A 12,124-nucleotide genomic window follows, 5' to 3' on the forward strand; every position below is an offset into this window, starting at 1 on the left:
CCTCCACCATTTTAGGGGCATAGTTTAAAGGTAGAACAACGGTCTCCAAAACCGTTGGTGTGGGTTCAATTCCTGCTGCCCCTGCCATTTTATTATGAGCCATTAGCTCAGTTGGTAGAGCACCTGACTTTTAATCAGGGTGTCGAAGGTTCGAGCCCTTCATGGCTCATTGTTTTTGTACGTGTTGGGGGAGTATTCATCCGGCGTGTAACTTCTAAAAGTATCAAAATGGAGCATGGTTAGTTTAGCTGAGAGTAAACTACACTAACGACGGTGTCTACTCAATATAAGAAACCCTTGAGGAATACTCAAGGGTTTTTTCGTGTTTTCTCAAACTCTATGGCATGTAACTATAACAATTTACTGTTCCATAAAAAGGCCTTGGTATAGAGCAAGGCTTCCTCGTTTTCGTTTATATTGTAGACTGTTGTTAAACAACGTCCTGGCAGGTACGATAATGGTTAAATAAAAAAAAACGAATACCGCTGCAATTCAATTCTGGAAGAACGTATATAAATCATTAAATATAGAATATGTTGAGAAGGAAGAGAAAGAGGAAGGACATGAGGTTAGATATCAGGATTTTAAAGTTAACAAGGGCGGTTTCGAGGGGAAAACACAATCCTTAGAAAAACTCTATTTTAAGCGGCTTTTTTAGTTTATCGGTGCAAGGTCAAGACCCGATTGCGGATTATCTAAGCATTAAACAATAATTCACTTCCGATTAGTTTATTAAGCTAACGAGCAGTACAACAGAACAAAGATTCCAGGAGTTATTATTCTTTATTCTTTACTGTGTATAATTATGCTATTAAACTAAATTGAAGGTTTGCATATTAAGTACAATTATTGAAAGGTTGATAAAATGAATCTAATCTGTGAAACTCAAGTCGTTACGGATTATTTGACCGTGACTAGGGAAGTCAATTATGATCACCCGCTGGTTGCTGGACTTGCTTCGGAAATAGCAGCTTCATCAAAAGATCAAATAGAGTATATCAAACAGTCATATATGTATGTCCGAGATCGAATAGCCCATTCCTGGGATATCAAGAGTTCTAGAGTCACATGTTCCGCTTCAGAAACATTGATTCATAAAGAAGGTATTTGCTATGCCAAAGCAAACCTTCTATGTGCAATATTACGTAGAGAGGGAATACCATCTGGCTTCTGTTATCAACGACTTACGATTGGGGATACTCCAGATACGGGCTATTGTATCCATGCACTAAATGCTGTTTATATTCAACATTTAAATTCATGGATCCGTTTAGATGCACGAGGGAACAAGCCTGGAATCCAAGCAGAGTTTTCATTGGAAGAAGAAAAACTTGCTTTTACTATCCGAAAAGAATACGACGAAGCTGATTATAGGACCATATTTAAGTCCCCAAATATTAAGACTATCGAGGCTTTGAAAAATAATACTGACTGCATAAATATGTATTTATACGGACTGCCTGAACAACTGTGATTATTGAACTATGGGGAAAGGCCATGTTAGTTTGCTATACATGGGACGGTTGCAGGCGGGCTTGTACTGAGCTTTTTTTCATGGGAGCTGTGGGCAATATCGTACTGTTTAGAACAATGCAACATGGTGATGTATTGAATCCTAAGTCCAATACTTGGAATACTTTGGGTGAAGAACAGATCTTAAATATTAAATAAGTGCTATAAATCTCCCTTCTACTATTATTTAAATGGGAGATTTTTTGTTTGGTCAGAACCCGTAACTGATAGTGTTACTCATTGGTCTACTCAAATGATTTCAGGAAAAATATGCTAGAATAGGAATGATAACTAAAAAATAACGTACCTGTAGCTTAGACATTTCTGCTTTGATCAGGTTGATTAGGAGGGAAAAGTATTGTTTTCAATAGTGTCATCCTTTGCAATTATATTTAACTTGGTATTATACGGGTTGGGCGTATACGCTCTTATCCTGTTTATAAAACTTGCTCAACGTGGAATCCAAGCACTGGATATCTATCTAAGTGAAAAACGTGGGGAACGCTTCTGAGTCTCTCATGAATCAATCAACCACAAGATTATCATTTTTCTCTCAGTGTTTTATTTCTACTGGTTTAGTATGATTAATACATCAATTAAATAAAGAGAGGGCAAATGACATGGTGGATACTTTTTTAGAACAAATTAATGAGTTGAACGAGCTTCAAAAAGATTTGGTCAGCATACATCCTTTATTTGCAGAGCATTATCCTGTGGTTGTTGCATTTGATGCCCTATTATATATGTATGATTACTCGACAGAGAAAGGGCAATATGAATGGGTGAAAACGGTTCCGGATGATCTTAACATCCCTGACGAGTGTCTGGCAGCCATGCCAGTGCACCATATGGACGAACGAATGTGTGCAATTGTGACAGACTCAGCCTTCCAAAATTTTGAGCAGAAAGTATACCTGTTTCACGAGTATGTTCATTGTTATGTCTATGAGAAATATGAGGAGATCGGGAATCGTCTACAAATTAAACATAGGATGGAGAAGATTAAACGTGTGACATGGGAGCTGGATTACGAATTCCCTTATGAGGATGAGAATGTGGTCCAGCGGATCAATTCACTGTTGATTGCCTTAAAGAGCGGAGATGTAGTCCAGGTACAATCAGCAAGAAAAGCGTTATTCAGCTCGATAACAGAGGAACAAGGGGAGTACTGGAACTGGCTGGAGTGGAACGAAGGCTATGCGCGATATATCGAGAATCGGATACGAGAAAAATTTGGGCTGGAACTGAATCATTTTGGAGATGCTGCCCCTTATAATCGTCTGGTTTTCTATGAGTGCGGATCGGAGTACATAAGTCTGTTGGTTCGCGAACAGCCGGCTCTTCATACAGATTTGGAACAGTTGTTTAATACAGTTCTGGTGGAACGAGTTCAACGATGAACTCCTCGGCTAAATGCTGTTAAGTAATGTTTCTTATCGGTTCTATGAGCAGCAGACTCTTGTGTAAAGGAGAATATTCCATGCCACTGCCTATGGTTCACTTACATGTCGCTGTGCTATTTGCTGATGTCAGTCCAGAACGTGTTGAACGAGGTTCATTCTATCTTGGGAATATCGCACCGGATTCCATTCATATGCGTGAGGGTACAACGAGGGAGGACAAGGAATACACTCACTTCAACCCTAAGGATGATGAGAAATATATCGCACGTTTACAAGAGCTATACTCCGTCTATATTCAACAACGTTCAGATGAAGGCTGGAAGTGGTTTATACGCGGTTATTTCATGCATGTCATGACGGATTATTACTGGTTTCGGAGTTTGTATCCTGAATTCGTGGAGCGAGTCACCAGCACGGATGAAACCAACGATGTGAAGCGAACCAAGGATGAATTTGGCCGTTTGTACTACCAGGAGACGGATCAGATTGATTTTAACCTCTACCATCATGCCAGTTGGAGTGGGGACGTGTGGCATATGCTTAAGAGCACGCAGAGTTATGATGTCGAGGGTCGTTTAACCGCAGAAGAGATTCGGCGCTGGAGGGATCGTACAATTTCATTTTTTAACGAGCAGGCCAATGAGCCCGGAATCGTGCCCACATACTTGACTGATGATTTAGTACAGGCGTTTGTGACAGATACGGTGCAGCGGTTGAGCTTGTTATTCCAATCTTGGGACCCTGAGCTGCAGCATCTGAATGTGAACATGGGAAGCTAGGGAGGGTAGTATCTAATGAAAAAAGGAGCAATCCTCTTATGCTTGTTCGCTGTTTTCCTTGCGAGCTGCACACATACCGATACTTCTGGTTCAGATGAAAATCTTCCTTCGCTCATCACTTTAACCTGTAACCCCGATTACACATTTGAACCTTGCCAAGATATTCAGTTCGATGAGCCAACCGAAGTTCGGATGATCATGAATGCGATAGAAAATGCAGAACTTTTACCTGGAAATCTTAATTATGCAGCGCAATACAAGATGAGTATAACAAATACGGATCGGTCCGTGACCAAATATGATTTTTCTATAGGAACTGATCCTGAAATGAAGGCCCTGTTGGTAGACGGGATAGACACCACCACGGGATATAGCATATCGCTAGAGGATTCAAATCAACTAAGATCATTAATGCAGAAGCATACCGATTAATCAGACATCATGAAATGGAGAGACCGTTATATATGGATCAACCGACTATTATTCAACCCTTAAATTTAACTGATGTGGAGGGTGCCTACCTGGTTTTTGAACGTTCCATCACGCAGGCGTTTACTCAAGAGGGACTGGGTTCGCTTCAAGATGATATTAAAGATGAAATTGAACACAAAAAGTCCCTGCTTCAATCAACATTGCTTCCGGACAAGTCTAGTGAGTCTACTGATACCGAGTCTTTTTTTCTGCTGGCTAAACGCGGAAATAGAGTAGTTGGAACGATTTCGTATGCACCCTGCGGTGAGGAGATCCGAATTCTCAGTGAGAATCGACTTAATGATGTCGGAGAATTGGGTAGCTTATACATACTGCCGGAAGTTCAAGGTCAAGGACTGGGCTCGATGCTCATTCGGGCGCTCGCAACTGAACTTCAGAAGCGAGGGGTTAAGCAATTTTGCCTGGATAGCGGCTACCGGACCGCGCAGAAGAAGTGGAAGCGAAAGTTTGGAGAACCCTACACCGTGGCACGCAATTACTGGGGCGAGGGAACGGACCATATAGTGTGGTTATGCAATGTAAAGGATTTTGCAGCAAATTAGAAGCCCAAAAGAGATGACAACCTGAACTGCACAGGGGTCATCTCTTTTACGAAGTGGGACATTTCATATTGAGGGGTTATTTTGCTAAGGTATTGTCTTTCTCAGTGATTCAATCCAAATTACGCAGAAGAGGGGGAAGAACGTTTGATTCGAATTGTATTCTTCGATGTAGACGGTACATTGTTGAGCGAAACAGACCGTGGTTTATCATCAGCTACGGCGGATTCCATTCGCGAATTAATACATAAAGGCATACGGGTGGTGCTTGTTACAGGTAGGCCCTACAGTTTGTGTGAGGAATTCATTGATTTGGGGATCGATACCATTATTTCAGCCAACGGGGCATTGATTAAAATCGGGGAAGAGATTATACATAAGTCCGTGCTCTCTGGACAGACGGTCCGGGAATTAAGTGAATTTGCCGAGCTGAACAATCACAGCATTTCCTATTTTACAGAGTCGTTTGCGATGAATGGTGCACGTGCCACGGATGTCCGAGTCTTAGGCGCCTTGCAGGAAACACTTGGCGTAACGCATTCTCCGCAGAAAATGGATTCTTTGGAGCAGGAAGTGGTTTGCATTTGCTTATATGCGGATGAGACTGAGGCAGAGAAATTTCAAGCCAGATTTTCTTCATTGCGCTTTGTGAGATTTCATCCGTATGTGTCCAATGTGCTGGAAGAAAACGAAGTATCCAAATCTGCAGCTGCTGCGAGAGTCCTTGACTATCTCCATCTGACCAGAGAGGAAGCCATGGCCTTCGGTGATGGGGAGAATGATATTGATCTGCTAGAGTTTGTGGGCCTCGGGATCGCAATGGGAAACGGGGGAGAACGTCTTAAACAAAGCGCAGATTACGTTACTCTAAAAGCGAGTGAGGAGGGGGTTACCCATGCATTGAAGAAATTTAAGTTGATATGAGCAAGAAGGATTTAATGTAAAATATATCCTTAATATGGATTTTAATATAAAATGGTAGATAAAGAGGTGAGGGAGATCGAAGAATTGATTTTTTTGGTGTGTATCTTGATGATGACAGTCACATTACTTAGCATCGAAGTGAAAACCAAAAAAATAATGCAGGAGCAAGCCCGAATAAATCAGAAGCTGGAGCAATTTCTGGAGAAAGACTCCTAACGAGGAACAGATCCACGTAATTTAAGATAAAGTTAAGGGGGCATAAGTAAAATGGACCAGATTAAAGCCATTATTTTTGACTTGGATAATACCATTTTGAACAGGACACGAACTTTCGAGGGATTTACCCAAAGTCTGTTGAAGACATACTTCAGTCATTTGGAGACTACCGACGATATTAGCCAACGAATTATTGAACTTGATCAGGATGGTTATAAGGATAAACCGCTTCTATTCAATGAATTGCTGCAGGAACTGCCTTGGTCCGTGTACCCGCCGCATGCAGAGCTGATGGAGTTCTATGGCAAGGAGTATGTAAGAAGCGCGGTGCTGATGGAGGAGGCACGGGAAGTGGTGCAGCAACTCCGAAGCAAATACCAAACAGGATTAATTACCAATGGAAAAACAGATATACAGTATGGCAAAATCGATCAGCTTGGAATTCGGGATGATTTTGACCTGATTATTGTTTCGGAAGAAGCAGGGGTGAAAAAGCCCGATCCGCAGATATTTCGACTGGCACTCGATCATTTCGGTCTGTCTCCCGAGCAGTGCATTTACATAGGAGATCATCCGACGAACGATGTTGAGGGAGCTGCCAATGTAGGCATGAACACCATCTGGATGAAAGTCAACCAGCCTTGGCAGGATAGCATCACGGCCCGTCCTCTGCATTCCATCACGCATCTGCGTGAATTGCTGCCCTTGCTATAAGGGAGGAATAGTTGAAAGAGTGAGGATGTTGGCTGCATCCCCACTTTTTTGTAGTATTACCTAGCTTAACTCAAGCATTTGTCTTTCTAACACGGTTCAGGCAGTTATCATTCGAGACTTCGAGCGTCTGTTGCGGTTTTCAATGGCTTCTTCATAGTCCTTGATCAATCCGTCAAATATATGTTCCCAGGATCGCTGGAGAGCCAGCTTCCTGCCTTCCAGACCCATCATCTGAAGCTGATCCACGTGATCGCCCCAGAAACATATCTCACGAATCAAGGCTTCGGGATTGCCCGGCTCAAACAAAACACCACTGCGGTGATGTGCTACCAAATCCTTCACACCTCCAGCATTTGCAGCAAGAACAGGCAGTCCGGAAGCCATAGCTTCCAGCACCACATTTCCGAAGGTCTCTGTGCAGGAAGGAAACACAAACCAATCCGACGAAGCATACATAGCAGCAAGCTCTTCGCCATGCACATAACCAGTAAAGGTCACATTCGGTGGGCATTGCGAACGCATTTTGGGAAGCAGGGGTCCGTCCCCTACAATGAGCCAATGTACACGGAATTGCATGTGTTCAGGCAGGTTCTGCATGGCAGACGTCAGCGTAGCGATATCCTTTTCTGGGGCAATTCGTCCAACGTAGAGTAAAATAAGAGGGGCTGTTATATTGTAGCGAGTACGAATCGCATCTCTTCGCTTATATGGTGAATACAGATCGCAGTCAATTCCGCGTGACCAGAGCTTAAGACGCGGAATACCTTGCGACTGAAGTGTGTTAAGTGTTTCCACGGACGGGGTCAGAGTGGCATCGGCGGATCGATGGAACCATTTGATGTACTTCCAATAGAGAGGAATCATGCTTTTTAATCGGTAATATTCGAGGTAGCGATCAAAGTGGGTATGGTAGGAGACCACATGCGGCAGTCGATGCTTGAGTGCATACTTGAGACCGAGAAGTCCCATATTGAAAGGTGTGGCGATGTGCAGCAGATCTGGCTCAAAGGCTTGCAGCTGTTGATGGATGGAGTTCCGGTTAGGTAAGGCGATCCGACATTCCGGATACAGAAAAAAGGGGATATTCGCGACCGCTCGTACCGAAGCGGAGTCACTGCCATCAATGACAGACATCGGAGTAAACAGCAGATGTTCGATACCTCTGCGGTTCATGTGGTTACTCAGGCGGTGCAGTGTACCGGCAACACCATTGGTTTCGGGAATGTAGGTGTCAGTAAACAAGGCCAGGCGCATCATTACCCCTCCCATGACTCTTGATGTGAAGATCATAACAATGGATCGTTTTCCGCAGGTCAAATGAAGGTTAACTTCAAGACGCTCTAAGTAAATTTGAAGATAGCCTGTCCAGGAGAAATGATGAATGTATTCAATTAAAATAGGTTATTCTGCTATGATATAAAAGTTCAAGCGACTGAGAGGTTGTTTTGACCGCAAATGGGTCTAGTGTATATAGGAGGAAATGGATGAATACCTTACAGGAAGAATTACAACAATTATTGCCTTTGGATCAGCTAGAAGCCATGTCTGGGGAAGAAGTGGTGGGGAGTGTGGCCATGGATTTATACCGTGCGGAGTTTGCAACCATTCGTGAATGTGGGCCTGAACTTCCGCAGGTTCTGCGTGACGTGATCCTAATTATTGATCTGGATACCGAGCTGTCCATGAACGGCATGACCGGATTTTTGGAAAATGCAAGCAGAGGATTCCTGCAGGAAACCATAACCGCGATGCAGCGGATCGGGAATGAGGCTGATGCCGAGATCCTGAAGAGTATCCAGCACGAGTTATCCGGAAGTGGCGTAACTTCCGAGCAACTGAGGCAGAATGTGAATGCATTGTCTGAGCACGACGTAGCCACATCGCTGAAAACACATGGGCCGCGCATTCATGAAGTCCTGCAGCGGGTAGAATTGCAAGCCGGAAGCTTGAGCATGCAGGAAGATAATGAAGAGGTATTCGATCTCTTGTATCAATATGTGGATAATAACAAAGACAGCTTAAGACAGGAAATCGAGCACATCTTGATGGATTAAATTCAGTTCACGGGGAGAGCTACCATGATTGTGATGATTAACGGAGCGTTTGGATCAGGTAAAACATCGGCTGCGCACAAGCTGCAATCATTCTTGCCGGGCAGTATGATTTTCGATCCGGAAGAGGTCGGTTATATGCTGAGAAACGTGATAGTGGACGATGTGAAGCTGGAACATGAGAAAACGGACGATTTTCAGGATCTAGAGCTATGGAAAGTCCTTACCGTGCAAGTCGCCCGTGAAATCAAGCAGAAGTATGGCAAACACCTGATCGTGCCAATGACAATCTATAAAACCGAACCATTCGAGTACATCCATCGTGGCCTGCGAGAGATCGATTCCGAGCTGCTTCACTTTACACTGATGACTTCAATGGACACGTTACACGAGAGATTGCTAAAACGCGGGGATTCGCCCGGCGGTTGGACATTCAGACAAGGGGAGAAGTGTGCTGAAGCTTTTCACGGATCTCGATTTGAAGAATATGTGATGACAGACAGCTTGACCACAGGTGATGTGGTGGATCATATATTATCCAGACTGATTAATGAAAACACCGTGTATAAGGGGGCCAACTGATGAGGATCAATAGGCGTTTGTGCGTTGAATCATTACTGGTTACACTGTTCATGACTTTGGGTATAATCGGTTGGAAGGTAGCTCGAGGAATGTGGATGACAGCGACTTACGTACCTGAAATGTCACATAGCTATTCATCTGTTGCTAATTTGCAATCCCAAGTTACATTTGGAGCTGTCGTTCGATGGGATGCCGGGTTGATTTTTCTCTATGGAGTTGGTTTTATCCTGTTTGCCGCCGCTTATTATGGAATCCGGTCAGGTCTCATGAAGAGAAAGCAACGTTCTTAGAAATCATGTTACCTCATATTTTTTGTACACCAAAGGGCAGCTCTGCTCGTCAGGTCATGACGGCGCAGGCTGCCCATTTTGCTACACCGGCATTAGCGAGGTCAGATGACTATTCAGTCGCTTCCTCAAGAATGCCGGCTGCTGCCTTCTGCCCGGATAACACGGCACCTTCCATCGTGGTAAACATGGGCTGTTTGGTATAATCACCAGCAAGATAAAGTCCACGGATTGGAGTCACCTGTTCGGGACGCTTGCGTTCATTGCCTGGGGCGATTCGATAAAAGTTTTCATTCCCTCGGACAATACGATACTCGGTTACGGATGAAACCCCTTCATGAAGTCCGATGGCAGCAAGGCCTCTCCGAGCCCGATGCCAGACTTCCTCATCTGGGAGATCAATTAGCTCATCCGGGTTTACCATAATGATAGAAGCTCTGCCAGGTCGTCCACGAAACGTAGTGCGGGATTGTTCTCCGAACGAACCAACATCAGTACCCGGTCCAAATGTTGTCCGATCTTCCGGTAGAAGAGGAAGTGCCGATTCGAATTGTACGGTAACATGCGGCATCGCATCCAGGGTCAGGAAAGGTTGGAACCATTCATGCTCACTGAAATGCTCCTCAAGTAATTGCTGGGAACGACGAATATTGGCCGCAACAACGATACGATTCGCTTTAATTCGTTCTCCATCTTTTAATTCCACACCTTCCAAACCATTCGCTCCGACTAACAATCGCGTTACAGGGGCGTTGGTACGAATGTGTCCTCCTTTTTGCTCGATTGCTGCTGCAAGAGGGGCGCACATCACATCCGTCATGCCCCCGGTGAAGGCACCAATCCGCATTTTATGAATACGCGGGATGCCCGGAAGAAAGAGGCCGAAGAAGGCGTATGCCGAATATTGCTCAAGAGGCATGAAGAAAATGCCGGAAGATAACGGTTCAACGATGCGCTCCAGAGCCTGCTCATTTACTCCGTGCTGCTTAGCATAATCAAGTAGCGATATCTCATCCAGTTCCTCAGGCATAGAGACACAGTCCTTGAACCCTGCAGCCAGAAACGGGACAAGGGAAGCCTTATCGCCAGGTGTAATAAAATCATTGTTGCCTAGTACGCCTGATAATGTTTTAAGTGGAGCATGGATAATGTCCAGTCCAAAATCACCGTACTCCTCTGCATCAGGATGGCGGACTTGCATGGTTGTTTCCCACGCCAGCATCTGATCCAGATCTATGCCTGCCCGTTCAAGTAATTTTGGCAATTCTTTATAATATCCAATGAATTTATGAAATCCCGATTCCACTTCCATCCCGCGCTCTTCCCAATTGCCTGTGCGTCCCCCAACATATGGGGCTGCTTCGAGGATCAGTACGGGCTTTCCGTGGTCCACAAGTTCAAAGGCACAGCTTAAACCAGCCAGGCCTGCGCCAATGATAATCGTTGAATCTTCGTTCTTTTCCTGATTCTCACGTTGTGCACTCAAGTGAAATTCGCCTCCTCTGTTTTATTTAATATACCCATTATTTCCAGCAGGCAAGCTGGTTAAGAAGATCCCGTAAGAGGCTATTAATTAATCAACAAATGAAAAAACAGCCCTCTGACCGCATGAAAATGCAGCCTGAGAGCTGTTGATTTACGACAAGAATTGAATTTTATAGATGCTTGGAAATGACTTCTTCAAGACCTTGGGCCACAGAGTGTGCTCCTCGCTCCAAATGTCTGTCATACAGATGCAGACGAACGAAGCTTTCGTCCGTACCCATGGCTTCTGCAAAAATGCCGCCAAGACCACGTGCTCTTCGGTCGATCTGCAGCAGCAATTCCATGGAATCGCCCATCGGATAGAACAGCACTTCCAGTTCATCTAGATATCCACGGAACTTGTTCGTTGGCACAAACTCAAACTCCTGTACAAAGGGCAGATTGCCGCCAAGTTTTGGAGCATAATCATTGGTCACTTCGCGCAGCCGGAAACCAAGGATGTCGATGGCATCTAGCACAGTACGCATATTTTGAGTGGGTACAACGCGAAGTCTGTCCCGATCTGAAGGGTCAACAGCACTTGAGATATCCAGGCCCGTCTCTACCCAAACCTCTGCGCTATGGAGCGTGATTGGAAGGTTTTCTGGCAGGTCGAAAGAGAACTTCTTTTCAAGCTTCGTCCCAGGTTGAAGTGTAAATCCTTCGGTTAGCAAGTATTTGGCCACCACGGCTGTTTCCTTTACTTTGCGATCATCACGTTCCCTTATGTAATGCGTGTTGATGGTCAGATAGATCCGGTCCACGTTTTGTTCCACATCTCCAGCTTGAATATAGACGGTTCCCGAAAGGACTCCTCCTGGCTCGACCTCTGGTGTATCGAGTTCCGTGTTGACCTTCGCTGCTCCAACACCTACACTAGCTAACATTTTCTTAAAAAAAGACATCCGTTCAACCTCCAGATCATAATGGTTTATACATGGAAAATAATTCGACTTCGACCTTAATACGGAATCGATGAGATAGTCGTTTCAAATTTGTTGTGAATGGTTGTTGAGAACGAACAAAGCACTTGCTTAGTCAAAAAATAAGATAGTGAAAAGACAGGAGAAATGAACTCCAGTTGTCGAATAATGTTTAATT

Annotated in this window: 14 protein-coding genes and 2 tRNA genes; 13 read left to right on the top strand and 3 right to left on the bottom strand. The window is 44.3% G+C overall.

What is annotated here, in order from left to right; translation table 11 throughout:
* Positions 1–13: 13 nt before the first annotated feature.
* The 10 genes from PIL01S_RS21230 to PIL01S_RS21270 all read left to right on the top strand — a co-directional run bounded on the left by PIL01S_RS21230 (position 14) and on the right by PIL01S_RS21270 (position 6,579).
* A tRNA-Trp gene (locus tag PIL01S_RS21230) sits at positions 14–87 on the top strand.
* Positions 88–96: 9 nt separating this feature from the next.
* Positions 97–169 (top strand) — tRNA-Lys (locus tag PIL01S_RS21235).
* A 696-nt stretch (positions 170–865) separates the two neighbouring features.
* Positions 866–1,474 carry a transglutaminase-like domain-containing protein gene (locus PIL01S_RS21240; protein WP_127539258.1) on the top strand — a complete coding sequence of 203 codons (609 nt, stop codon included), beginning with the start codon at positions 866–868 and terminating at the stop codon, positions 1,472–1,474.
* Positions 1,475–2,132: 658 nt separating this feature from the next.
* Positions 2,133–2,912: a hypothetical protein gene (locus PIL01S_RS21245; protein ID WP_127539259.1), complete on the top strand. Its 780-nt coding sequence runs from the start codon at positions 2,133–2,135 to the stop codon at positions 2,910–2,912.
* A gap of 80 nt (positions 2,913–2,992) precedes the next feature.
* The gene (locus PIL01S_RS21250) at positions 2,993–3,694 is read left to right on the top strand and encodes a hypothetical protein (protein ID WP_127539260.1); all 702 of its coding nucleotides are present in this window, start codon (positions 2,993–2,995) and stop codon (positions 3,692–3,694) included.
* Positions 3,695–3,709: 15 nt separating this feature from the next.
* Positions 3,710–4,126: a hypothetical protein gene (locus PIL01S_RS21255; RefSeq protein ID WP_127539261.1), complete on the top strand. Its 417-nt coding sequence runs from the start codon at positions 3,710–3,712 to the stop codon at positions 4,124–4,126.
* Positions 4,127–4,158: 32 nt separating this feature from the next.
* Positions 4,159–4,728 carry a GNAT family N-acetyltransferase gene (locus PIL01S_RS21260; RefSeq protein ID WP_127539262.1) on the top strand — a complete coding sequence of 190 codons (570 nt, stop codon included), beginning with the start codon at positions 4,159–4,161 and terminating at the stop codon, positions 4,726–4,728.
* 144 nt (positions 4,729–4,872) lie between these two features.
* On the top strand, positions 4,873–5,649 hold the full coding sequence (locus PIL01S_RS21265) for a Cof-type HAD-IIB family hydrolase (RefSeq protein ID WP_127539263.1): 777 nt from the start codon (positions 4,873–4,875) through the stop codon (positions 5,647–5,649).
* 84 nt (positions 5,650–5,733) lie between these two features.
* Positions 5,734–5,865, top strand: a complete 132-nt coding sequence (locus PIL01S_RS30070; protein ID WP_281280815.1) for a hypothetical protein — start codon at positions 5,734–5,736, stop codon at positions 5,863–5,865.
* A 51-nt stretch (positions 5,866–5,916) separates the two neighbouring features.
* Positions 5,917–6,579 carry an HAD family hydrolase gene (locus tag PIL01S_RS21270; RefSeq protein WP_127539264.1) on the top strand — a complete coding sequence of 221 codons (663 nt, stop codon included), beginning with the start codon at positions 5,917–5,919 and terminating at the stop codon, positions 6,577–6,579.
* Positions 6,580–6,675: 96 nt separating this feature from the next.
* Here the strand turns inward: PIL01S_RS21270 and PIL01S_RS21275 are convergent, their stop codons facing one another.
* Positions 6,676–7,833 (bottom strand): glycosyltransferase family 4 protein, encoded by a 1,158-nt coding sequence (locus tag PIL01S_RS21275; RefSeq protein WP_127539265.1) that lies wholly within the window; start codon positions 7,831–7,833, stop codon positions 6,676–6,678.
* A 230-nt stretch (positions 7,834–8,063) separates the two neighbouring features.
* On the opposite strand from PIL01S_RS21275, the gene PIL01S_RS21280 reads away from it, so the two are divergent.
* The 3 genes from PIL01S_RS21280 to PIL01S_RS21290 are packed head-to-tail and all read left to right on the top strand — an operon-like array spanning position 8,064 to position 9,502.
* Positions 8,064–8,633 carry a DMP19 family protein gene (locus tag PIL01S_RS21280; protein WP_127539266.1) on the top strand — a complete coding sequence of 190 codons (570 nt, stop codon included), beginning with the start codon at positions 8,064–8,066 and terminating at the stop codon, positions 8,631–8,633.
* A 24-nt stretch (positions 8,634–8,657) separates the two neighbouring features.
* Positions 8,658–9,212 (top strand): AAA family ATPase, encoded by a 555-nt coding sequence (locus PIL01S_RS21285; protein WP_127539267.1) that lies wholly within the window; start codon positions 8,658–8,660, stop codon positions 9,210–9,212.
* Positions 9,212–9,502 (top strand): hypothetical protein, encoded by a 291-nt coding sequence (locus tag PIL01S_RS21290; protein WP_127539268.1) that lies wholly within the window; start codon positions 9,212–9,214, stop codon positions 9,500–9,502. Before PIL01S_RS21285 ends, PIL01S_RS21290 begins: the two co-directional genes overlap by 1 nt.
* 109 nt (positions 9,503–9,611) lie before the next feature.
* Here the strand turns inward: PIL01S_RS21290 and PIL01S_RS21295 are convergent, their stop codons facing one another.
* Positions 9,612–10,985 (bottom strand): hydroxysqualene dehydroxylase, encoded by a 1,374-nt coding sequence (locus tag PIL01S_RS21295; RefSeq protein WP_246058509.1) that lies wholly within the window; start codon positions 10,983–10,985, stop codon positions 9,612–9,614.
* Between the two features lie 169 nt (positions 10,986–11,154).
* Positions 11,155–11,928, bottom strand: a complete 774-nt coding sequence (locus tag PIL01S_RS21300; protein ID WP_127539269.1) for a sporulation protein — start codon at positions 11,926–11,928, stop codon at positions 11,155–11,157.
* Between the last annotated feature and the right edge of the window lie 196 nt (positions 11,929–12,124).

Source organism: Paenibacillus illinoisensis NBRC 15959 (assembly GCF_004000925.1).
Taxonomy (GTDB): Bacteria; Bacillota; Bacilli; order Paenibacillales; family Paenibacillaceae; genus Paenibacillus; species Paenibacillus illinoisensis.